Source organism: Shewanella sp. SM32, from assembly GCF_025654235.1.
GTDB classification, from domain to species: Bacteria; Pseudomonadota; Gammaproteobacteria; order Enterobacterales; family Shewanellaceae; genus Shewanella; species Shewanella oncorhynchi.
The window spans coordinates 1-23,449 of sequence record NZ_JAKKRO010000020.1; the positions used below are offsets into that span (position 1 = coordinate 1).

The window sequence follows — 23,449 nt, forward strand, 5'->3', positions numbered from 1 at the left end:
CTAGGGTCTGTTGATCTTTCGAGAGTGATTTTTAGACAGCATGGCAAGACGTTATAATTTGCTTCGCCAAAAGTAACCATAACCTCAAGCCATGCCAAGACTTATGCTAACCGATGCACGCTGGGAAAAGCTATTTCATTTAATGAAAAGCACAGGCCGTGTTTATGACAAACCTGAACATAGACAAACATTCGAAGGTATTCTTTACCGCCTTAGAACAGGTATCCCTTGGCGAGATTTACCTAAAGAGTTCGGTCATTGGAGCACGGTCTTTAGACGGTTTCATTTATGGTCTAAGAAAGGCGTTCTAGCACATTTATTCAAGGCCTTAGCCAACCTTGCTGATATAGAATGGGTCTTTATTGATGGCTCGATAGTGCGGGCTCACCAGCACAGTGCAGGTGCCGCGACGCTAAGTAATGAGAGTATTGGTAAAAGTCGAGGCGGTAATTCAACCAAAATTCACTTAGCCGTCGACAGCGGAGGATTACCGATTTATTTCGAATTATCAGAAGGCCAAAAACACGATATTACACACGCCCCCAGCTTAATTGAGCACCTGAAGCAGGTTGATACCGTCATTGCAGATAAAGGTTATGACAGCGATGCTTTTCGTGAACTTATCGCAAATAAAGGCGGGAAATCTGTTATTCCAAGGCGCCGCTATAAGAATACACCTCAAGAAAGAGTCGATTGGTGCTTATATCGGTATCGACATTTAGTGGAGAATGCTTTTGGAAGAATTAAGCACTATCGAGCAATATCAACAAGATATGACAAGCTAGCAAGAAATTACGCCAGTATGGTGTCACTGGCGTTTATGTTAATGTGGCTGCCGATGTATTGCTGAACAACATTTGTACAGCAAAGATCAACAGACCCTAGTATGGCTTTGTGCGCGCTTGCGGCGGCGCTCTTGGCTCATAGTCAACTTCTCAGTCTTGTTTTCAAATGGGTTATCACCCTCTTGGAAACGCAGCTGGATTGGCGTACCTACGACTTTCAATGAACGACGGAAGTAGTTCATCATGTAACGCTTATACGAGTCAGGCAGTCTACTCACTTGGTTACCGTGAATAACCACGATTGGCGGATTGTAACCACCGGCGTGAGCGTATTTAAGCTTCACACGACGGCCATTCACTAATGGCGGCTGGTGATCGTCCTGCGACATTTGCATAATACGGGTCAGCATAGAAGTGCTGACGCGGCGTGTGGCACTGTCGTAAGCTTCTTCAATCGATTCAAATAAATGGCCAACACCAGTACCGTGCAGCGCCGAAATAAAGTGAATACGGGCAAAGTCGATAAAACCAAGACGACGGTCAAGCTCGCTCTTCACGCGATCTTTAATGCCTTGGTCGATACCATCCCACTTGTTGACGGCAATAACCAAAGCGCGACCCGCATTGAGTGCGAAACCTAACAGACCTAAATCTTGCTCGGCAATACCTTCACGGGCATCGATGATAAGTAACACCACGTTAGCATCTTCAACCGCTTTCAAGGTCTTGATAACTGAGAATTTCTCAATGACTTGATGTACTTTACTGCGGCGACGAACACCCGCGGTGTCGATAATCACGTACTCGCGACCTTCGCGTTCCATTGGAATGTAAATACTGTCACGGGTTGTGCCGGGTTCATCAAATACCACGACACGCTCTTCACCTAGAATGCGGTTAGTCAGGGTTGACTTACCGACGTTAGGTTTACCTATGATCGCCAGCTTGATAGGCAAATCTTGCAGACGCTTTTGCTCAGCTTCGGCTTCTTCTTCGGTATATTCACGCTCTTCGGTAACTTCGTCTTCACCTTGACGCACAATGCCCATCGCTTCGGCATAAGGGGTCAGTGCGTATTCGATCATGTTGGTCACGCCGCGTCCTTGGGACGCCGCCATTTGGTAAACTTCACCTAGACCTAAAGACCAAAACTCGGCACAAGCTGAATCGGCATCAATACCGTCAACTTTGTTAGCAACCACAAAGGTGGTTTTTTGACGGCTACGTAAGTGCTGTGCAATCGACAGATCCGCAGCGGTTAAACCCGCGCGCGCATCGGTCATAAATAGAACGACATCGGCTTCTTCAATGGCGGCAAGGGATTGCTCAGCCATTTTCGTCTCGATCCCTTCTTCAGTGCCATCGATACCGCCGGTATCGACCACAATGAACTCATAGCCGGATAAGAATGCTCGACCATATTTACGGTCACGTGTTAGGCCAGGAAAGTCAGCAACCAGCGCATCACGCGTGCGCGTAAGACGATTAAATAGGGTGGATTTACCGACGTTCGGCCGACCAACAAGGGCCACTACAGGGATCATGATTTTGCCTCTAAAAAACTTTTCAATAAAAAGCCCCCGGAACACACTTCCAGGGGCTCAGCAAGGATAACACTTTTAACTATGGAAGTGTTACAACAGCCAACTTTCCGCTGCGACCTTGAACATAGATTTTATCATCCACCACTAACGGCTGGCTGTATAATCCTGAGCTGTCCACTTGGACACGACCCACAATCGTCCCTGTACTGCGATCGATGAAGTGTAAATAACCTTCGAAATCACCCACAACTAAATAGTCTTTATATACAGCCGGAGATGTCAGAGTGCGGTTAGCTAACTCAGAATTACTCCACAGTTCCAAACCGTTACGTTTATCAACTGAGTAGATACGACTGTGATCGTCAACTAAGTACAAGCTTAGGCCCGCTGATGCTAACTCGTTAAAGCTAGAATACTTACGTGTCCACACAACTCGACCCGTGCGCAGTTCCATCGACACTAAGTTACCGTTGTAGCTCACCGCATATAAATTATCGCCAAGGATCAAGGGCGTCATATCCACGTCGGCCATACGCGTAAACTCGTTACCGCCCGTTGGATTGTAAATAGCCTGTTCCCACGCAGCTTGACCATTATTTTTAATCACAACAGCCACTTTGCCATCGGCGGTACCTATGAAGAAACCACCCGCTTCGTAAGCTGCAGAACCTGTACCGCGCAGGGTCAGATTCGGCAATTGCATTTCATACACCCACAGCTTGGCGCCAGTATCAACGTTAAATGCTTCGAGTGAACCAGAGCTGGTACTGACCACCACGACGTCATCGGCCACAGTGGGAGCAGACAGTAATTCACCGCCCGCAACGACATGCCATAACACTTGACCATCTTCAGCGTTCAATGCAGCAAGCAGCCCACTTTCACCACCTAAAAAGACTTTATTACGCGCAGCAGTCACACCAGCAGCAATACGCGCACCTTTATTTTTAGCTAAAGCGTTATCACGAAACTCTTCGCTGAAATCTTTAGTCCAAACGCGCTCGCCAGTGGCCTCATCGAAGGCAACCACTTCACCATAACGGTCGGCGGCAAAAATTTTTCCATAACTAACGGCGGGGGCGAGGCGAGAATAATAATCTCCAACACCATTGCCGACAGAGGTGCTCCAACTCACTTCAGGAAACACTGTCGCCTGAATGGCAGTTAACTCACTTACCGGTTCTTCTTCGACATCGCTCGACGAACAGGCGGATAACATGGCCAGACTTAATCCAGCGGCTAGCAGGTTTTTGCACCAAGACTTCATCAAGGGATCCCTTATGCCTGATTTAGGCTATCAAGTTTGATTTTAAGCGCAGGGCTTGTCACCACACCACCATTGTCCATGGCAGCTTGATAAGCTGTTTTTGCCTTCTCAACTTCACCTTGACGTACTAAGAAATCACCTTTCAACTCATCGCGCTGAGCAAAGAAAGCTTTATCTGTTACTTGATCTAAGGTCGCTAGAGCTGCATCAATTTGACCTTGCTCTGCTTGTACTCGTGCTACACGCAAAGTCGCAATCACATCTAAACCAGCACCAGGTTTAGCCGCAATCACCTTGTTCAAGGCATCAATCGCTTTTGGATAATCCTTCGCTTCTACCGCAGTTTTGGCCACGATCAATTCTAACAAGGCTTGATAGCCCTTTTGATCGTGATTTTTAGAAAACTCGGCGACACCCGCAAGCATAGCGGCTTCATCGGCAGATTTAGTGGTCAAATTTTGGAACGCTTTTGAAGCTTCTTCCGCTTGCGCCACTTTAACGTCAGAATAATAATTCCACGCATATAGGCCGCCTAAACCCACTACGGCACCGATTAAAATTGAATTTCCGTAATCTTTCCAGAACTGCTTGATAGCATCAACTTGTTGTTCTTCTGTGCTATAAATTTCCACGCGCACGTCCCCTTTATTTGATCAGTTCAGCCAAAAATGCGCCTAAGGCACTTCGAGCTACCCGTTGTTGTTCGATGTCATTGCGTAAATGTTTAACCGTAACCATACCTTCGGCAAGTTCATCTTCACCTATCAGTAGTGCCACACTCGCACCGCTTTTGTCGGCACGCTTCATTTGTTTCTTCACGTTACCGCCGCCACAGTGACTCATCACTTTAAGGTTTGGCAGTGCGTTACGTAATTCCTGCGCGACCTTGATGGCTTCAACCAGACAGCTATCACCCATGGCCGTGACATACACATCCACTTCTGGCGGAATATCTTTGGTCAGCTCTAAGGTTTCAAGCAGCAAGACAATGCGCTCTAAGCCCATAGCAAAACCGACCGCTGGAGTATCTTTACCACCTAACTGGGCGACTAAACCATCGTAGCGACCACCCGCAAGTACAGTACCTTGTGAGCCTAAACTAGATGTAACCCATTCAAATACAGTACGATTATAGTAATCTAAACCACGTACTAGACGCGGATTAATGGTGTATTTGATACCCACAGCATCAAGTAGTTCACGCAATTGTGAAAAATGTGTCTTCGATTCTTCACCGAGAAAATCCATTAACTCAGGTGCATCAACCAATATGGCTTGGACATTTTGATCTTTTGAATCCAATACTCGCAGCGGATTGCTGTACATGCGACGCTTACTGTCTTCATCGAGCGCATCTTTATGCTGCTCTAAAAACGCAATCAAGGCATCACGATAAACAGCTCGCTCAGCAGGATCACCTAAGGTATTTAGCTCTAGCGAGACGTGCTCGCTAATACCGAGTTTTTCCCACAGGCGTGCCGATAGCATCAAGACTTCAGCATCAATATCAGCCGAGCCAATGCCATACACTTCAACGCCAAATTGGTTAAACTGACGATAACGGCCTTTTTGTGGACGTTCGTGGCGGAACATAGGACCCATATACCAAAGACGTTGCTCTTGGTTATATAGCAGACCGTTTTCGTTACCTGCACGCACTGTCGACGCGGTACCTTCAGGGCGTAGCGTTAAGCTGTCACCGTTATTATCTGCGAAGGTATACATTTCTTTTTCAACAATATCAGTCACTTCACCGATAGAGCGTTTAAAAAGATCGGTATTTTCCACTATTGGAGTGCGGATTTCGCTGTAACCGTAAGCACTGACGCTCGAACGTAGTACCGCTTCCACTTTTTGCCATAGAGGACTTTGAGTTGGCAGAATGTCATTCATTCCGCGAATCGCTTGGATCTGTTTTGCCACTGTATCGACTCGTCCGATTTCGCTAAATTAATAAAAATGTCACGCATTATAGGCTTTTGAGCGTAAAACGTAAAACGACCCCGTCGGTTTCGGGGCCTAGCTCAACATCATTAGGCGTAATCTATGCCCAAATGCGGGTACATATTACTCAGTTGTGTCTTTGATTTGAATACGGTTCGCCATTTGACTGGCTTTTGCGCGAATTTTCGCTTCAAGGGAATCGACAATGTTGTCGTTGTCAAAACGTTCTTTTTGACGTTCACCCTCATCATAGTAACCGCTCTTATTGTGCCCACCGGTTAAACCGATGTGCGACACTAAGGCTTCACCTGGGCCGTTAACTACGCAGCCGATAATAGACACATCCATGGCGGTAGTCACGTCTTCGAGGCGACGCTCTAACTCATTGACTGTACTGATCACATCGAACTCTTGACGAGAACAAGATGGACAAGCAATGAAGTTAATGCCACGGCTACGAATACGCAGCGACTTTAAAATGTCAAAACCGACTTTGATTTCTTCGACCGGATCAGCGGCCAAGGAAATACGTAGGGTATCACCTATGCCTTCGGCCAATAACATGCCTAAGCCTACGGCCGATTTCACTGAACCCGCGCGCGCGCCACCCGCTTCGGTAATGCCTAAATGCAAGGGTTGACGAATTTGTTTCGCTAATAAACGGTAGGATTCGACCGCTAAAAATACATCGGAGGCTTTAACGCTGACCTTAAACTGGTCAAAGTTCAATCTGTCCAGAATATCCACATGACGCATAGCTGATTCAAGCAAGGCTTCAGGTGTGGGTTCTTTGTACTTGTCCATTAGATCTTTTTCTAATGAACCACCATTCACACCAATACGGATAGGAATATTATGGTCACGGGCACATTCCACCACGCTACGAATACGCTCTTCATTGCCTATATTACCCGGATTGATTCGAAGGCAATCGACACCGTACTCGGCAACTTTTAAAGCAATGCGATAATCAAAATGAATGTCGGCCACTAAAGGAACATTGACCGCTTGCTTAATGAGTTTAAAGGCTTCAGCCGCATCCATAGTGGGTACAGAGATACGCACTATATCGGCACCGACTTTCTCTAAGGCACGAATTTGAGCGATTGTCGCTTCAACATCTGTGGTCTTAGTATTGGTCATTGACTGAACAGCAATCGGCGCCCCATCACCAATCGGTACATTACCCACATAAATGCGGGTGGAAGGACGTCTTTTTATGGGAGTTTCATTATACATGCTTAATACGCTCTATTTCGGTACGTGCTGCAGATCATTACGCGGTCGTTAGGCTTTAGGCAAGGTTAACCGCGCGACTCGTCCCTTGGGGAAATCCGCTAGGCTAACAATTTGTCCATCTAAGCTTAAAGTCGCTACATGGGGCGCACCTAAAATGACTTTAAACGGCGGTACACCGCTCACTTGCACTGTTGCGCCAGCGCCTTTAACACCATCGACTAACGCTTTACCTTTAGCATCAACAATGTTTATCCAGCAATCACCCGTCAACTGGACATCTATAATCGATTGTCCTGCAACAGCAACCAAAGTACTTGCTGCAGTGGTCGTTGATGTTGTGGTCGGTGAAGGCGTTGCACTAACAGGCTGTTGGACTACAGGAGCTGTCGTTTGCGGAACCGATGGCGTTGTCGTAGTGGCTGCGATTGCTGAACCACCATCTTCATTACTCGTATCAACGGTCTGAGGATAATTATTGTCCGTTGGTCCTGTGCTGACATCAATAGTGCTTGCATCAGTATCTTTAATTGGACCATCGATAGACATTGAGCCGTTTGCGGCAATCTCAGTCAAACGAGGACTGGCATCCGTTTCGGTCAATAACACATCACCTGGCAGCGTCTGATTCGCTGCTGCGACCTCTTCAGCCGTGGGTTGCGACACATCAATAGTGCTTAGCAAGGTCGTTTTTTGCATCCACCAGACGACTAACGAACCGAGTAACACTATGACGATAAAAATACTCAGCCAAGTTAAACGTGTATCGCGAGCTTGATATGTGGTTTTGCGTGAAAAACTTTGCATTGCAGGCTCAGTCACAACTGGCACTTGCTGCACAAGACAAGCTTCAATCAAAGCCGCATCGGCACTGACCATACGCGCGTAGTTTTTCACATAGCCACGTACATAAGTCGATGAGGCAATATTTGTAAAATTGTCAGCTTCAATATCTTCAATAATACGAGGACGTAGATGCAGCTTTACAGCGGCATCTTGAATACTAAGGCCCATTTTTTCGCGGGCGGCTTTTAATAAAGTACCAAGCGTGACATCTAGCGCGACTGATTGCGGTGCTACCGACTCAACTGGCGCATTGGTTTCATGATCTTTCATTGATGCAAATTAACTCTGTATTGCTTGGCCTGAGGTGATGCTGGGAATTTGGCAAGCAATAAAATACCAAATCTCTTCACAGCGGCATCATCATTCACTGCCTGCTCTATTTTGATCCCGAGCGCTAAACTTTCTGGAGTTTGCTCAGCCACTTGGTGATAGCGCGCTAATTGGTTTCGCGCCTGAATAAAATCACCTTGATCGACTTCTAACTCTGCCAACTCCAGTAATGACACCGAGCGTCTCGGGTCATACTTTAACGCCATCTGAAAATACTGTCGTGCCTTTTCTGCTTGTCCTGCTTCGCGACTACAAAGACCTAAGTTCTCATAGCTTGAGGCAGTGCGCGTATATTTGGGCATTTCAATTGCGGCCAAAAACATTTTTTCAGCTTTGTTGTATTGCTTTTGTTGGCACAAAAACACCCCGAAATTATTCATGGAATCGCCAGAGGCGTCCTTAGTACTAATGGCATTCATGTACGACTCTTCGGTACGCACTAAATCGCCCACGGTTTGATAGTAATAAGCCAGAGCGGTATGCACATCTTCGAGCTCTGGAGCATATTCTAATGCTTTATCAAGATTGTATTTGGCTTGTTCCGTGCTACCTCGATTTAAATAGGTTAAACCGAGCTGCATCCGCTCTCTTGCGGCGGCGACTTTGTCTAACTTTCGTTCCGAAACAGGAATATCTGTCCCAGTATAAGTACGCTCAGTGACGCATCCTGTCATCAATAGCGACAGGCTTAAAATCAACGAAAACCTTGGCAATCCATGCTTCATGGGCAAGCCTATAAATCTGTGCAAACAAAGAGTTAATTCATTGTGACTGAAATCTGGTTTTCTTGCATGCGTTTTTTCGCTAAACGTTTCGTTCTGTCGCGAATATCGCCAGCTAACTGACCGCAAGCGGCATCGATGTCATCTCCACGGGTTTTACGTACAATGACAGTAAAACCGTATTCCATAAGAACCTTAGAAAAACGGTCGATACGTGAATTAGATGAGCGGCCATAAGGCGAGCCTGGATACGGATTAAATGGGATCAGATTCACCTTACAAGGTGTATCTTTCATTAACTTAGCTAACTCATGGGCTTGGTCTGTGCTGTCATTGATATGATCTAGCATCACATATTCAACCGTCACGCGGCCGCGGTTAGCATTTGATTTAGCAATATAGCGACGAATACCCGCTAAAAACTCATCCAGCGGATACTTTTTATTGATCGGGACCAGAATGTCACGCAACTCATCATTGGGTGCATGAATACTGACAGCAAGTGCCACATCGATGGCATCGCCCAGTTTATCTAACGCTGGCACTACGCCTGATGTTGATAAGGTCACGCGGCGCTTTGATAAACTAAAACCAAAATCATCGAGCATGATGTCCATCGCAGGGATCACATTGGCTAAATTGAGTAATGGCTCACCCATGCCCATCATCACGACGTTAGTGATCGGACGCTCGCCCGTGTCTTTTGCAAACCCTAAAAAGTGCGATACGCGCCAGATTTGGCCGACGATTTCAGAAACCGTTAAGTTACGGTTAAAACCTTGCTGACCCGTCGAGCAGAAAGTACATTCCAGCGCACAGCCAACCTGTGAAGATACACACAAGGTCGCACGATCATCCTCAGGAATATAAACCGTTTCCACTTCTTGGCCTTGGCCAACATTGATTGCAAATTTTATCGTACCATCGGTCGATTTTTGGAAACTCGAAATTTCTGGTGCAACGATCTCGCAGCGGGCCGCCAACTTTTGACGTAACACTTTGTTGATGTTGGTCATCTCTTCGAAGTCACTGACACCGAAATGATATAGCCATTTCATGAGCTGATCGGCACGAAAGGGTTTTTCACCCATTTCCGCAAATAATGCGCGCATCGCCTTACGATCAAGGTCTAATAAATTGATCTTCTTTTCACTCATATAGCTAACCTCAACACCAAAAACCGGATCCTGTAACAGGGCGGCGAATTATACAGACGCAAATAAATTTTAGCCAGTAACTCAATTCACCTATGATAGAATCTCCAAGGGCTAATATTGGCCTAAAATACGGAGTTGTAATTCCACCTATATGTTAACCCTCATCATTATAGTGCTTGTCGCTGTTGCTGTTTCTTTTCTGTGCAGTGTGTTCGAAGCTGTTCTGTTATCGGTTACCCCAAGTTATATCGCATCACTCGAACAAACTGACAGTGCCGCAGCCGCGCGCTTGCGTAGATTGAAAGAGAATGTCGAAGCCCCTTTGGTGTCAATCCTTACCCTAAATACTATCGCTCATACCGTCGGTGCCGCCGTTGCAGGTGCGCAAGCGGCTAAAGTATTTGGTGACGATATGTTAGGTGTTTTCTCGGGCGTATTAACCTTTATTATCCTGTTTTTCTCAGAAATCATTCCTAAATCATTGGGTGCAAACCATTGGCGTCGCCTCGCACCAAGTGTTTCTGTTGCCGTGCTGTGGATGAAGCGTACCACTAAACCGCTGATCTGGATGTCACAGCAAGTCACTCGCCTAATGGGCAAAGGTGATGAAGGCCACTACATACGCCAAGAGATGAGTGCTATGGCCAAAATTGGCCATGAATCCGGTGAGCTTGATGAGCAAGAGTCAAAAATTTTGACGCAAATGCTGAAGGTGCGAGATATGCCCGTTACGGCGATTATGACGCCGCGCACTGTGATGTTTTCTTTACCCATAGATCTCACCCAAAATGAGTTTGTGCGCCAATACCGCGACAAGCCTTTTACCCGAATTCCAGTTTACGACCAAGATCATGATGATGTGATTGGTTACATTACCCGCACCGATGTATTGCTAGCAGAGCGTTACACGCCAGAAGCACCGATTGGTGAACTTAAACGGAGTTTATTTGTGGTGCCTGAAACCGCAAAAATTCTGCCACTTTTTGAGCGTATGATTAAACGTAACACCCAAATTGCGATGGTGGTCGACGAGTACGGCAGTAGCCAAGGAATCGTAACTCAAGAAGATATTATCGAATCTATGTTAGGATTAGAGATTGTCGATCTAAACGACCCAGCGACCGATATGCAGCAATTGGCACGTAAACTTTGGACTAAGCGCATGAAGCAAAAAGGCATTCGCCTATCCGATGACGGTGATTTTGAAGCCGCATCCGATGATGACGAAGCCAAATCCGGCTGAAGGCTAACCAAGTTTAGTGCTTGTTAATATAAAGGGAGCCTAGCTCCCTTTATTCTTTTAGAATGCGGATGACTCAGAACCCTCTGAAACTCGCATTTTCAGGTTGCTTGGGTATATACTCACCCGCCGTAATAGAGGTAAGTTATGACACAGAGCTACACACTCTCACTCGCGCACATTAATGACACCCATTCGAATTTTGAACCCTGCCGCGTCCAATTTAGCCTTAACATAGGCCAACATAAGCTAGATGTGACCAGCCATAGCGGTGGTTATGCCCGCATCGGCCATCACATCACAAAAGCGCGTCACACCGCTGCACAAACTAATACGCCTTTTATTTTCCTGCATGGTGGTGACAGCTTCCAGGGCACGCTGTATTTCAGCCATTTTAAAGGTAAGGCCAACGCCCACTTACTCAATCTGTTGGCACCTGATGCTATGGTCATTGGCAACCACGATATCGATGAAGGTAACGCCAGACTTGCCGAGTTTGCCAAGCAAATTGATTTCCCATTGCTTGCGGGCAATATGGATTTAAGCCAAGAAGATCTCAACAAACCCGGTTGTCTGCGGGGTTTGCCTAATATCTTGGATTATGATCATGAGCAAAAACGCGCGAAATACCTGCTTAAGCCCTTCCACGATAAGACCTTAGCCATTGTCGGTATTACCTTAGATCAGATGAAAGAGATCGCTCGTCCAGATCCCGACACCCATTTTGTCGATGCTATCACCACTACCGCGCGCACGGTTGAGCACCTTAAAAATCAAGGTATTAAGCATATTATCGTGCTCAGTCACTTAGGCTTAGATCAGGATAAACGCCTCGCGGCTGAAGTCGATGGTATTAGCCTTATCGTCGGCGGTCACACACATACACTACAGGGGGATTTTCGCGCCCTAGGTTTGAGCAACCTGCCCTACGGTGAAGTCATCAATAACACACCCATAGTGCATGCGGGTAAATATGCCGAAGTCGTCGGCTTAGCCGAGATAACGTTTGACGCTGATGGGAAAGTGCTGAATTTAAAGGGCGGCAACTACTTCATGCTAGATCAACACTTTATCTTAAGTGCTAACACGGCCGTCGATAACCAAGATTACCAAGCTGTGCGCCAGCAGCTTAATCAGCATCCGAATATCTTTTGGGATGATGCCGATGCCGATATCGATGGCGTGATCCGAGATATCTACAAACCGGCTATCGCAGAGATGGAAAACAAAGTGTTAGCACTGGTGCCGAAGAACTTAGTCCATACCCGCTTACCCTCTAAAGCCCTGCCCCACGGCAGTGAAATAGCACCTTGGGTGAGTCGCAGCATGTTCCAAGAAGCCAAACTGGTCGACCCAAGAGTGAACTTTGCTCTGCATAATGCTGGCGGTGTGCGCCAATCGGTGGCCCAAGGACAATTGACACTAGCCGATGTGATGGGGCAATTACTCCCCTTCGAATTACCATTAGTTAAGTATGAAATTCAAGGTCAGTTTCTCTATCAAGCGCTCGAATCGGCGATTAACGCGGCAACCAACAACAGTGTCCGTGGTACAGGTGCGGGTAGTTTCCCCTACACTTACGGCCTACGGTATTACTACGATGGGCGACGCCCACTGGGTGAACGTTTATTCAGACTAGAGATGATGCAGCAAGACAGTCAATCTCTTTGGTATCCGGTTGAGCCTGAGTCACTGTATGTCGGGGTATCGACCTCTTACACTGCTGCGGGTAAGGAAGGCTATCATCCATTGCTGCAAGCCCGCTGGCAGGAGTCGATGGAGTCACTGACTTTGCCACAGGCCTTTATTCGATTCTTGAATCGCTCACCGAATCTGTCTGATTTATTGTCACAGCATGTGCATTACACCAGCCACAGCCAACGTATAGGTTAGGCGCTATGCTCCTCATGGCGTAAACATTAATGCTGTGAGGAGCAAAGTGAGTGGCAACTTACAAAGCACTAAACAAACCTGAGCTTAAAATTGCCAATCACATTGCGGTAAACGCGCAGTAAACCAATCCTGCGCCTTGCCTTCAGCATATTTACGCCATGCCATAAACACAGCTTGCGTTGGGCGCGGCATTTCCACATGACAAGCCACTAGGCTTCCCGCCGCCAACGCATCTAAGATCAAGTGCTTTGGAATGTAACCCACACCTAATCCCAATTGCTGCGCCTTAATTTTGGTCTGCATGTTCGGCACACGGATCACTTGGCGACTATCAAATAAACCACTTGATCGCTGTGCTAGGGCAGTCGAACTATCTGCTACCACAATAGAAGGAAATTGCAGCAATGCCTCGGTCGGAATTGGGCCAGCATGTTGCGCCAATGGATGCGCAGGATTTAAAGCAAATACAAACTCCAACTCCCCAATTTCCACCACATGATATTGGCCTTTGGGCAACTCCCCTGTTACGCCGATAGCGATATCGGCACGGCCAGAATAGAGCGCATCCCAGCCGCCACCTAAGGACTCTTCGCTGATATTCACAGTCACTTGCTTACCCAGCTCAGTAAACTCACCAATCAACTGCAGCAGGGGTAAATCAGGCACCACTGTATCTATAGCTAAGGTCAATGAAGACTCCCAGCCTGTCTCAAGTTGACGCACCGCCTCTTCGAGCCTTGATGTTGCCGCAAGGATTTCTCTGCCTTGGCGCAGCACAAGTTGACCGACTAAGGTCAGCTCGGCGCGCTGGCCCTTACGTTCAAATAATTTTGTACCTAAATCGCTTTCCAGTTTCTGCACTGTGTAGGTCAGTGCCGACGGCACCCGAAACAAAGACTCGGCAGCAGCGGAAAAACTGCCTTTCTTATCAATAGCATCGAGCACGATTAATCCATCGAGACTAATAGATGGCAACATATAAACCTCATATTCAAATTATTTGAAATAGATATTGAAAATGTTCCGATTTTCTTTGCCAAAGGTCAAGTCTACACTGCTTAGCAATGGAGAAGTTCTTCGGAACTACAGCCAAACTGACTTAAGACTGAGTGAACAATACACTTAACTATTCGTTAAATAATTTGAAATGAGGAATATCCCATGAAAGCACTGATCACAAAAACACTGAACTCAGCCCCGAGTTTTGCCCCACTGGCACTGCGCATTCCTATCGGGATCATCTTAATAGCCCATGGTTCACAAAAACTGTTTGGCTGGTTTGGCGGTTACGGCTTAGAAGGCACTGGACAATGGATGGCATCCATTGGTTTGACACCAGGTTACTTAATGGCATTGATGGCAGGTTCAAGTGAATTCTTCGGCGGCCTGTTCCTGTTGCTCGGTCTGCTGACTCGCCCAACAGCCCTCGTCTTGTCATTCACTATGGTTGTGGCGATTTTCTCGGTACATATAGGCAACGGTCTGTTCCTTGCCAATAACGGTTACGAATTTGGTCTCGCCCTATTAGCAGCCACAGTGTCATTGACGGTATCAGGTGCAGGCAAATTCGCTGTAGATAACCTATTCGCTAACCGCATCAAATAAAGGGGGAAGCAAGATGATCACATTAAGAAAAGCACAAGATCGCGGTCAAGCAGACTTAGGCTGGCTAAAGAGTCAACATACCTTCTCTTTCTCTAGCTATTATGACCCAGAGCACATGGGGATATCATCCCTAAGAGTCATCAACGATGACAGAGTGGCACCCGGCGCAGGTTTTGATACCCATGGTCATAAAGACATGGAGATCATCAGTTACGTGATATCCGGCACTATCGCCCACAAGGATAGCTTCGGCAATATCAAAACCTTACCCGCAGGTGAGTTTCAATTAATGTCCGCAGGTAAAGGCATTTACCACAGCGAGTTTAATGCCTCTAAAACCGAGCCGCTGCACTTTTTACAGATTTGGATCCGCCCAGATACTTTAGGCATAGATGCGGGTTATCAGCAAAAAGCATTTGAGCAAAGCTCACCACTGACGGCCGTGGTGACACCAAACGGTGAAAATGGCACGCTCAAAGTGCAACAAGATGCGACCCTATATCGTTTAGTGTTGAGTGAAGGCGAAAAAGTAACGATGAATAGAAACGCCGCTCAAGCAAATCGTCATCTGTATGTTCAATTGATTGAAGGTACGTTGGATATCAATGGCACAACACTCACGGCTGGGGACGGCGCACATCTGACACAACTCGCGAGTGTCGACTTTACTGCGACAAGCTGCCCAGTTACCGCATTAGTGTTCGATTTATCGCCTAATGCGTAATACAAGTGATTTAACAAAGCGATTCAGTAATTCAGCTTCACTAGTTATTGGTTATTAGTTATTAGTTATTGGTTATTGGTTATTGGTTATTGGTTATTAGCAAACTACCAAGCAAACGATTGAGTAAGTAATTAGATGCCAGCTTAATAAGCTCTCACCTAGAAGCACTGCCACAAGTCATCTTTGGCAGTGTTTTTTATTGGCGCTTCTATGGCGATGTTATAAGGCGATGTTATAAAGCAGTGCTAACGGCCTCGTTTAGCTAACCAGATCAGCACCTTGATAAGCTGAGTTAGAGGGCGAGCGTCATACTGAAGTTAACCAACACTTGAGCTTGACCCTGTGCTTTATCCGCCGCATTCAAAAAACGCTTATGTTCATTACGACGAATACTGCGAAATCCCTGTTTCTCAAAAAAAGGCCGCGCGAGATAGGACGCTTCAACCGTTAATCGTTTCAGCGCTAAGATTTTAACTTCTTCAAACAACGCAAAATACAAAGAGGTAGCCACCCCAGAACGGGCATATTCTGGATGAACAAACAAACATTCTACTTCGGCAGAGGCTTCAACATCGCTGTCGGCGCCTATCTTAAGATTGATAAAACCCACCAGCATATTATCGGTTTCGGCAACCCAAATAGTGGTTCCCTGTAAGCGTTCAAGCCAATAACTCTCGCTGCGGGTCTCACCTTCGATATAAGCCCATGCTGAGCGCTCGGCGAAGGAGTAAAACTCGCCAGAGCCTTGCATCACACTCGCCTCAAAGATTGCCGCCAGCTGCGAGACATCCGATGGCGTAAATAGTCGAATCTTCATTCTCTGCCCTCCATCTTGAATCATTAATTGACTTAGATTAACCGAATTCTAATTTAAGCTAAACAGTGCTGATTTAGTTAAATAGTGTCACTAAACGGTGTTAAGCTAATGTTTTACTGTGAAATACCTTACATCACTTTCTAGCTGAAACCATAGTAAACGCGCGTTAAATATTCTTTCCTATATTCTTTTCCATGTAGAAACCGGGGATCACTTGCCCAAGTTTTTGCTGATAACTGCGCTGTATTTGAATAAATCCCATCCGAGTAAACAACCCTTTAGAGAGATAAGATGCGTCCAAGCTCAAGCGCGCATAGCCTTGTGCCTTAGCCCAAGCTTCTAAAACAAGATAAGCGCGCTCACCTAATCCCTGACCTTGATAATCTGGATGTATATATAAGCTATCTAAGTAACCTTGGCGGGAGAAATGGGTTTCGACATTGATAAAACCGCAACAAACTGAAGAAGCTGTCGCTTCATCTATGGCTAAAACCACCCACGCCTTCGAGCGACATAACCGTAAATCCCAATGTTTAGCCGATCTTGGCGCCGCAGACCAAGCCATAAGCTGCGCCTGCGAATAACGAACATGGGTAATGCTGTGCACGCAAAGGTGAAATAACTCACTCACTTCACGTGCATAACATGACTGATAAGGCTGGATCTCGAACTGTTCAAACGCCATCACTTGAGTGATCCCCTGCTGAGTAATAACAGCTAGAAAAATAGCCGCTATTTTGCCGCCTTTGTCCCCATCGAGATAGTCACAAACTCAGATTTAGCGGCATTGAACGCTAAAAACAAAAACGGCCTCGAAAGTATCGAAGCCGTTGAATTAAAGAGGCGCACAGGTTAGCGCACTCGATACTGCTGACTATTTCTTATCGATTTGGCCAACAAATAACAGTTTATCAAAAGTGCGGTTCAAGGTTTTGCTGGTGAATTCGTTCATCCACATTTGCTCAACCACAGTCACTTTATCGCCTTTGCTCACTTCAGTTTGAGGACCCGCGGCCCAAAAAGTGGTATCAGCTTCTTTAATCTGTACGTAGGTGTAACCACCACCGTTCATCGTATCAACAACAGTACCTTCGTGGGTGACACCCTGAGCCCAAGCACTTGACATGCCTAACGCTAAAGTCGCTACTGCCGCTAATTTTACCCATTTTGCCATCATGCCTGCGTTCCTTTTGTTTTGCTAATATGCTGCATTAAAGCACGCTAAAAACAATAAATCGCTAATCTCTATCACGAAATACAACACTTATCGCAAAAGCAGTATTTTTCTTAAAAAAAGGGAACTCATTTCAACAGCGGTTTTAGCATGCCTTCTAAGCCATTAAGTTTGATTTCGTAAATTAGCGCTAATTGCTCACCAAGTTTCCCTTGAGGAAAACCTTGCTTATGGAACCACACCAGATAAGGTTCGGGTAATTCGAGCAACTTACGTCCAGCGTACTTACCAAAGGGCATTTTTTGATTAACAGCATCAATAAGGAGTTGCTGATCCATAGGTTGTTATCTCATACAGAACGTCACGATAATCCTACGGATGCTACAACATAAGCGAACGAATGTCGCCGTTAACTACGCAAAAGTAACTATATACCCAAGGGCAAAAATACGCGCTAGCTAACACCTAAAAGGCATTCTCACACGAATATTAAGCGATAATTTTTAACAGATTAGGCCCTAAGTTAGCGCAGGGAGCATACTGAAAACCATATTCACTACATAAGCGCTCATGCTCACCATGGGCGGTCATACTGACACAAGTTCCCGCACTCGCATGGTCATCAACAAAGGTCATCACCCGCTCAAGTATTATCTTTGCTAGCCCGTAGGGTTGGTATTCGGGTAAGACAATAAAATCTTCAATCATCAAATGCCCGGGCTTGTTGCCATAAACACACGCCGTTGCCAATAGATTAGACTTAGCGGCCCCAGCGCCTGCATGTTCCAATTCAGTCTTGTCACTTAATCGAATAGAGACCCAGAACAATGCCTGTACATCCGCAAGTTCAACGCCAATAGAAGGGAGGCCAACTGTGGCCCGCAGATTAAGTAGTTCATGAAATAACGGTGCAGTTTCAACGAGTTCAAACTTAATAGGCATAATAGTTTTGATATCCATTTGGCATCCCTTCTCCATGGTTGAAATTTCAAGCGATTTAGACGTCAGTCTATAGAGATGATAAAGCCAGCATTTGGCAATTTGATGACAAGTGCCTCACCAAACAAGACCACTTTCGACTGAGAAGCTGATAATTTACTCAGATCAGTTAATAACATTTAGAAATATAAAATTAACACTTGTACCAAGGAAGAAATAAAAAACTACACCCTAAGTCCTATGCACAGTTACCGATCACCACAAACAACCCTTTTAGCTGACGGATAACAGATAAAACAATTTAAAACCAATAAGATAAAAAAACATTTTTATAAATCCCTCGTCTCATCTTTTTTGTCAAATTAACGACATATGACCAGATACTGACAGAAAAACGCCTACGACAATTTAATTAAAAAACGTCAAAAATCAGCCAATTGACCAAGATTAACATTAGGTTTACATTCGATTTCGGACATCAATGCGGATAGCTCCAAACACATCAACTCGCTGCACAAGGGTCATCAAAAGAATTAAGGAATACGTCATGATAGTCTTAATCGGTGGAGAAAAAGGCGGCAGCGGTAAAAGTTGCTTGGCCCAAAATATAGCTGTATTTCTAACCACAGAATGTAACGCCTCGGTCATTATGGTGGACTGCGATCCCCAGCGCACCACCTCTGATTGGATCCATGCAAGAAACAACAATCCGCAACTTGCCAGCATCAATTGCGTGCAGCTTTACGGTAAGATCCGTAATGACTTACTCAGTCTTGAGCAACACTATGATGTAGTCATAGTCGACTGCGGTGGGCAAGATAACCTAGCACTACGAGCAACCATGTCAGTCGCCTCTTACATTTTAATGCCCTTAAGACCTAAGCGCCGCGATTTAAAAACCGTATGTCACATGGACGATATCGTCGCGACGTGTAAGATGATTAATCCCAAGTTACAGGCTTCTTTTGTGATCACCCAATGTCCAAGTCTCCCCAATCAAGCTAACCGAATTTTAGAGGCCAAAGAAGTCTGTAAAACCTATGATATCCATGTCCTTGACGCGATAACATATTGCCGCAATGTTTATGATGACAGTGAAGAATCAGGATTATCGGTAATTGAAATCGAGTCCGCAGGAAAAGCAGCCGAAGAAATTCGCACTATCGCCTGCGAACTATTCCAAGTCGATTGTGCTGCCAGCTTAGCCAATCTCCTACATCCCGCGATACACGCTCAGGGAGTGAGTCAAATGCATCATCATTTGACCCATCAAACTCAATCCACTCACACGACTACTCAACGAAGGGGGCAAAATGGGACTCAGCGATCTCAAGAAAAACGCTATGTCATCTAGCAGCTTACAGCACTCGCTTTCGTTAGATGAGTTTATTGAGGCGGCAAACTTGTACGCAATGGGACAAAGTCTGAATAAGATAAAAAGCAATCTAGATCATAAAGCAGATGCAATTGTCACAAAAAACACAGGCTCACAGGCAAATCACATCACAACTGACATGGCCCAGAGCCATTCCAATGTGTTGAGCTTGCACAAACAAAGCCTAGAAACAAACGTATTATTCCCGGCAAAAGTAGAAACTAAAACACACTATCGCAAAGCAACATTTTCCCTCAGTGAAGCGGCTATAACCCATCTTGCTACACTGGCAGAAGAAAGCACTATATCCAAATCAAAGCTGCTCCGACTCTTGATTGAACAACACTTCGATCTACCTATTGCTTTGAGGCAATTACGAGAACAACAACGCCAAAACCGTTAACGATTCACACTACTCCCACCCTTTTCCGGTAACTTAGCTAAGATCGAGTTACCGGCTTTTTGCTCAAAAAGTAAAAAACACAATAAAAACCATCATAAAATCGCGGCATAAGTTCTGATCCCACCTATCCTTAAATATACACAATGCTGAATTAATGATATTAACTCAGAGTCAATACGTAACATTAAGGTGTTATTTTTGTTAAACCGGATCAGATTTATTTTTCTTTGTTTAACCGCAGCGATAATGATGCCCTGTTACGCAGAATTTTCATTGGCACAAATCCCGCCGCTAACAAACAAAACACCTATCACTTTGGTCGCTGAAAAAGGATTTTGGACCGACTATTTAACCCAAGAAATGTTGCCTAAATTCACCGCAAAAACCGGCGTAAAAGTGCAAGTGGTCAGTACTGAATTAGAGGATATGTTTAACTTACAGACCCAGAATTTACTTCAAGGTTCAGGCAAATACGATTTACTTACAATGGAAGCGGGCTGGGCTAAAGAATGGGCTGCCAATGGTTATACAGTGCCCTTAATTGAACTCGCTAAACTTTACGATCCCGATGGCGAAAAGGCCATGGAGAAATACCTAGAACCCTATTACCCATCGCTACTTAACATCTTGTCCTATCAAGGTGAAATCCATGCTATTCCCTATAACAATTATGTTATGGGAAATCATTATCGAGCAGATCTCTTTGATAATAAAACTGAAAAAGCTCAGTTTCTGCGTCAGTTTGGCTATCCACTCGCACCAGCAAAAACCTTAACAGAGTTACGAGATCAAGCTCAGTTCTTCACTCGTAAAGCAGGCACTATATTAGCGGATAAAATACTGACTCATGACTTTTACGGTCTAGCGCTAATGTCGGGTGATAAACCCCATATTAACGATGAATTCTCTAGCATGATTTGGAGCTTAGGTGGCACTTGGATGCAGCCCGTCTATAACAGCCAGAAACAGATCTCCCATTTTGAAGTGCCCACCATCAACCATGAAGCCATTGAAGCGGCCAAGCAATATCGCGAATTAATGCCCTATGCCGTTCCCGCTAACGAGCAGTTTGCTTTCAATGAAGCAGCAAATGCTATTGCAACAGGTCAAGCGGCTATGTGGCCTTTTGCCTACAATAATCTGTGGTATAAATCCTTTAAAGTTGAACAGAACATTCTCGGCGCGCGTCTAGCCGTAAGCCAAGTGCCTGGCGGTTATCCCTACAATGGCGCTTATGCCTTTGCCGTTAGCTACGACAGCAAAAACCCTCAAGCTGCCTATTGGCTGCTCAAATATATGGGCACCTATGAGGCACAACATGCCTATGCTATGGGGGGTGGTAATCCCTGTCGTATGGATGTAGTAACAGCCCCAGAATTTGAAGATGAATCTTTAAAAGGCATAGCAGGCGCATTTGAGGCAAGCCACATAGCCAATATGTTTTGGTCTACTAAGGTCTTATCCTTTGGGCATTTCACCAGTACTGCCATGGGACAAATTTACCCTGAACTCAGCCACGCCTGTTTTAGCGCAAGCCGCAGACCCGCTAACAGTGAAGATATTTTCATTAAATTAAGTGCAGAGATAAAACACCTCCAAAATACCTATGGAGAGGTACCTGCTATTGACAAAGAAAATAATGCCAAGCACTAAACCACTGAAAAGTTTGAAACAAAAAATAACCTCAGCCTTCTATATCATAGTGGGCATGGCGCTATTAAATGGTGTTGTCGCCATACTACTGTCACAGCAACTCAAATCAGAAATTGAACACTTAGTCGGGGTAGATGTGGTAAAAGTCACCACTGCGCTGCAACTGGCAAAAAACAGTGAAAAACTACAAATCATTACTGCACGCTTGAATAATTATTATGATGAAAAACAAAGAACTAGCCTGTTAGGCGAACTTTCCGCACAATGGGAATTACTCATCAATGACTCACGTCTACTGGCCTCAATAGAAACTTCTACTGTCAATAAGCAAGAATTAAATCACGCCTTAGATACTCAACTGTATTACTTACAACAACTGCCATTACTCAACACGTTAACCGATACTGCCTTACAAGCCAATTCACAGGCAGCCAATATTCAAGCCAACTTAACGTCAATGGCGTCGGGATTTAGCGATGAAATGCAAACCCAATTTCAGCATATTAATACGGACTCTGAACGTCAGCTTAAGCTGAGAAACGTTGACCAGATTGCTTTAAATATCAATACCAATCAGCAGCTATCTTTATTTAGTCATCTAGGAGAACACTTATTTACCCAGTTAACTCAAGTGAATATCATCGACAATCTGGTTGAACTAAACCAAACCCAAAGAGATGCTATGCGACTGCTGTTAAGCATGGAGGCTATGCTTGATAGTATCGGTGGCGATAAAAACTTATATTTTAATTTGTTATCACAAATAAAACAGACCATGGTCGGTGAAGACAACCTCTTTGAACTTTCTCGCAAAGCAATTAGAAGCACTCATATCGCCAATGCGCATTTAGAATACCAAGCTGATGCCGCACAAATCGTTGCGACCTATACGCAGGATCTCGTTAACCAAGTTGAAAATGAAATTCAGCAAACAGGCCGCGAACTTAAAAACGATAGCACCGCATTTATCGTATTAATTTTCTGCAGTGGCATCTTATATTGCTTCTTCATCTGGCTCACCAGTTGGCACTTTATCACTAAGGGAATCATCAAGCCTGTCATGGCGACTCGAGATGCAATGAATGCCATTGCCAATGAAAAACTCGACGCCAGAATGCCTGTCACTGATAACTTAGAGCTCCAGCAAATGGTGAGCTCCTTAGAGACATTAAAAAGCTACGCAGCTCAGGTTAAAGGCATGGCCGAAACCGACGGATTAACTGGCTGCTATAATCGCCGCTATTTAGATTTACAACTCCAAAAAGAATTAGAGTATGCAAGGGACCACAACATGCCCCTAGGTATAATTCTGTTTGATATTGATAATTTTAAACAATTTAACGATAGGTATGGTCATGTCGCAGGCGATCAATGTCTTAAGAAAATCGTGAATGCCGCCAAATCGATCTTGAAACAACCCACTTACATGCTTGCCCGCTATGGCGGAGAGGAGTTCATGATAGTACTGCCATCGAGCAATCTCGAGGAGGCATATCATTTTGCTGAAATATTACGCAATAAAATCATCAATTTAAAAATACCACATGAAGACTCCCCCCATGACGGCATACTGACCATCAGCGCTGGTATTACTTGCTGGGAGCGATCACAACCTATGGATACGAATAGCTTAATTAATCAAGCTGATGAGGCTCTCTATCACGCCAAACTAACAGGTCGCAATCGTACAGAGACACGACTAAACCAACCAGTTCGCTATTCCTAACCATAAAATGCGGCGACTGTTCAGTTTCTTTTTTCACCAGAGGATTGAGTTAAGCTAACTTCACCCCCA

At 45.2% G+C, this 23,449-nt stretch carries 23 protein-coding genes; 9 read left to right on the forward strand and 14 right to left on the reverse strand.

Annotated features, from left to right (window positions below; genetic code table 11):
* Nucleotides 1–91 precede the first annotated feature (91 nt).
* Nucleotides 92–850: an IS5-like element ISSod6 family transposase gene (locus L5M10_RS10165; RefSeq protein ID WP_011071076.1), complete on the forward strand. Its 759-nt coding sequence runs from the start codon at nucleotides 92–94 to the stop codon at nucleotides 848–850.
* A 21-nt stretch (nucleotides 851–871) separates the two neighbouring features.
* Here the strand turns inward: L5M10_RS10165 and der are convergent, their stop codons facing one another.
* The 8 genes from der to L5M10_RS10205 all read right to left on the reverse strand — a co-directional run bounded on the left by der (nucleotide 872) and on the right by L5M10_RS10205 (nucleotide 9,831).
* Nucleotides 872–2,329, reverse strand: coding sequence for a ribosome biogenesis GTPase Der (gene der, locus L5M10_RS10170; RefSeq protein ID WP_263255225.1), 1,458 nt, complete (start codon nucleotides 2,327–2,329; stop codon nucleotides 872–874).
* 79 nt (nucleotides 2,330–2,408) lie between these two features.
* Nucleotides 2,409–3,596: an outer membrane protein assembly factor BamB gene (gene bamB, locus L5M10_RS10175; protein ID WP_028761250.1), complete on the reverse strand. Its 1,188-nt coding sequence runs from the start codon at nucleotides 3,594–3,596 to the stop codon at nucleotides 2,409–2,411.
* Between the two features lie 11 nt (nucleotides 3,597–3,607).
* Nucleotides 3,608–4,228, reverse strand: coding sequence for a tetratricopeptide repeat protein (locus L5M10_RS10180; protein WP_113939439.1), 621 nt, complete (start codon nucleotides 4,226–4,228; stop codon nucleotides 3,608–3,610).
* Nucleotides 4,229–4,241: 13 nt separating this feature from the next.
* Nucleotides 4,242–5,519, reverse strand: a complete 1,278-nt coding sequence (gene hisS, locus L5M10_RS10185; protein WP_113939438.1) for a histidine--tRNA ligase — start codon at nucleotides 5,517–5,519, stop codon at nucleotides 4,242–4,244.
* A gap of 144 nt (nucleotides 5,520–5,663) precedes the next feature.
* On the reverse strand, nucleotides 5,664–6,779 hold the full coding sequence (gene ispG / locus L5M10_RS10190) for a flavodoxin-dependent (E)-4-hydroxy-3-methylbut-2-enyl-diphosphate synthase (RefSeq protein ID WP_105251894.1): 1,116 nt from the start codon (nucleotides 6,777–6,779) through the stop codon (nucleotides 5,664–5,666).
* Between the two features lie 48 nt (nucleotides 6,780–6,827).
* The gene (locus tag L5M10_RS10195; RefSeq protein WP_131523674.1) at nucleotides 6,828–7,892 is read right to left on the reverse strand and encodes a RodZ domain-containing protein; all 1,065 of its coding nucleotides are present in this window, start codon (nucleotides 7,890–7,892) and stop codon (nucleotides 6,828–6,830) included.
* Nucleotides 7,889–8,677 carry a type IV pilus biogenesis/stability protein PilW gene (pilW, locus tag L5M10_RS10200; RefSeq protein WP_028761255.1) on the reverse strand — a complete coding sequence of 263 codons (789 nt, stop codon included), beginning with the start codon at nucleotides 8,675–8,677 and terminating at the stop codon, nucleotides 7,889–7,891. The genes L5M10_RS10195 and pilW overlap by 4 nt, the downstream gene beginning before the upstream one ends.
* Nucleotides 8,678–8,709: 32 nt before the next feature.
* Nucleotides 8,710–9,831, reverse strand: a complete 1,122-nt coding sequence (locus tag L5M10_RS10205) for a bifunctional tRNA (adenosine(37)-C2)-methyltransferase TrmG/ribosomal RNA large subunit methyltransferase RlmN (protein ID WP_028761256.1) — start codon at nucleotides 9,829–9,831, stop codon at nucleotides 8,710–8,712.
* Between the two features lie 151 nt (nucleotides 9,832–9,982).
* On the opposite strand from L5M10_RS10205, the gene L5M10_RS10210 reads away from it, so the two are divergent.
* Both L5M10_RS10210 and L5M10_RS10215 read left to right on the forward strand, forming a co-directional pair.
* On the forward strand, nucleotides 9,983–11,074 hold the full coding sequence (locus L5M10_RS10210) for a CNNM domain-containing protein (RefSeq protein WP_028761257.1): 1,092 nt from the start codon (nucleotides 9,983–9,985) through the stop codon (nucleotides 11,072–11,074).
* 144 nt (nucleotides 11,075–11,218) lie between these two features.
* Nucleotides 11,219–12,964: a bifunctional metallophosphatase/5'-nucleotidase gene (locus L5M10_RS10215; RefSeq protein ID WP_263255226.1), complete on the forward strand. Its 1,746-nt coding sequence runs from the start codon at nucleotides 11,219–11,221 to the stop codon at nucleotides 12,962–12,964.
* Nucleotides 12,965–13,048: 84 nt separating this feature from the next.
* Here L5M10_RS10215 and L5M10_RS10220 read toward each other — a convergent pair whose 3' ends face one another.
* Nucleotides 13,049–13,942: a LysR substrate-binding domain-containing protein gene (locus tag L5M10_RS10220; RefSeq protein ID WP_168824535.1), complete on the reverse strand. Its 894-nt coding sequence runs from the start codon at nucleotides 13,940–13,942 to the stop codon at nucleotides 13,049–13,051.
* A gap of 183 nt (nucleotides 13,943–14,125) precedes the next feature.
* On the opposite strand from L5M10_RS10220, the gene L5M10_RS10225 reads away from it, so the two are divergent.
* Both L5M10_RS10225 and L5M10_RS10230 read left to right on the forward strand, forming a co-directional pair.
* Nucleotides 14,126–14,569, forward strand: a complete 444-nt coding sequence (locus L5M10_RS10225; protein WP_263255227.1) for a DoxX family protein — start codon at nucleotides 14,126–14,128, stop codon at nucleotides 14,567–14,569.
* A 13-nt stretch (nucleotides 14,570–14,582) separates the two neighbouring features.
* Complete coding sequence (locus L5M10_RS10230; protein ID WP_263255228.1) at nucleotides 14,583–15,293, forward strand: pirin family protein; 711 nt, start codon at nucleotides 14,583–14,585, stop codon at nucleotides 15,291–15,293.
* Between the two features lie 292 nt (nucleotides 15,294–15,585).
* Here the strand turns inward: L5M10_RS10230 and L5M10_RS10235 are convergent, their stop codons facing one another.
* From L5M10_RS10235 to L5M10_RS10255, 5 genes are all read right to left on the reverse strand, one after another.
* Nucleotides 15,586–16,110 carry a GNAT family N-acetyltransferase gene (locus L5M10_RS10235; RefSeq protein WP_263184919.1) on the reverse strand — a complete coding sequence of 175 codons (525 nt, stop codon included), beginning with the start codon at nucleotides 16,108–16,110 and terminating at the stop codon, nucleotides 15,586–15,588.
* Between the two features lie 166 nt (nucleotides 16,111–16,276).
* The gene (locus L5M10_RS10240; protein ID WP_263181289.1) at nucleotides 16,277–16,798 is read right to left on the reverse strand and encodes a GNAT family N-acetyltransferase; all 522 of its coding nucleotides are present in this window, start codon (nucleotides 16,796–16,798) and stop codon (nucleotides 16,277–16,279) included.
* Nucleotides 16,799–16,984: 186 nt separating this feature from the next.
* Nucleotides 16,985–17,287 carry an NrfJ gene (locus L5M10_RS10245; RefSeq protein WP_263177099.1) on the reverse strand — a complete coding sequence of 101 codons (303 nt, stop codon included), beginning with the start codon at nucleotides 17,285–17,287 and terminating at the stop codon, nucleotides 16,985–16,987.
* A gap of 125 nt (nucleotides 17,288–17,412) precedes the next feature.
* On the reverse strand, nucleotides 17,413–17,622 hold the full coding sequence (locus L5M10_RS10250; RefSeq protein ID WP_263177100.1) for a DUF3820 family protein: 210 nt from the start codon (nucleotides 17,620–17,622) through the stop codon (nucleotides 17,413–17,415).
* Between the two features lie 151 nt (nucleotides 17,623–17,773).
* Nucleotides 17,774–18,244, reverse strand: coding sequence for an N-acetyltransferase (locus tag L5M10_RS10255; RefSeq protein ID WP_263199949.1), 471 nt, complete (start codon nucleotides 18,242–18,244; stop codon nucleotides 17,774–17,776).
* Between the two features lie 526 nt (nucleotides 18,245–18,770).
* Between L5M10_RS10255 and L5M10_RS10260 the strand changes: the two genes are divergently transcribed.
* From L5M10_RS10260 to L5M10_RS10275, 4 genes are all read left to right on the forward strand, one after another.
* Nucleotides 18,771–19,577 carry an AAA family ATPase gene (locus tag L5M10_RS10260; protein WP_263255229.1) on the forward strand — a complete coding sequence of 269 codons (807 nt, stop codon included), beginning with the start codon at nucleotides 18,771–18,773 and terminating at the stop codon, nucleotides 19,575–19,577.
* Nucleotides 19,537–20,001, forward strand: a complete 465-nt coding sequence (locus L5M10_RS10265) for a CopG family transcriptional regulator (RefSeq protein WP_263255230.1) — start codon at nucleotides 19,537–19,539, stop codon at nucleotides 19,999–20,001. The genes L5M10_RS10260 and L5M10_RS10265 overlap by 41 nt, the downstream gene beginning before the upstream one ends.
* A gap of 249 nt (nucleotides 20,002–20,250) precedes the next feature.
* Nucleotides 20,251–21,654 (forward strand): ABC transporter substrate-binding protein, encoded by a 1,404-nt coding sequence (locus tag L5M10_RS10270; protein ID WP_263142430.1) that lies wholly within the window; start codon nucleotides 20,251–20,253, stop codon nucleotides 21,652–21,654.
* Nucleotides 21,641–23,380, forward strand: coding sequence for a GGDEF domain-containing protein (locus L5M10_RS10275; protein ID WP_263142355.1), 1,740 nt, complete (start codon nucleotides 21,641–21,643; stop codon nucleotides 23,378–23,380). The genes L5M10_RS10270 and L5M10_RS10275 overlap by 14 nt, the downstream gene beginning before the upstream one ends.
* Nucleotides 23,381–23,449 lie beyond the last annotated feature (69 nt).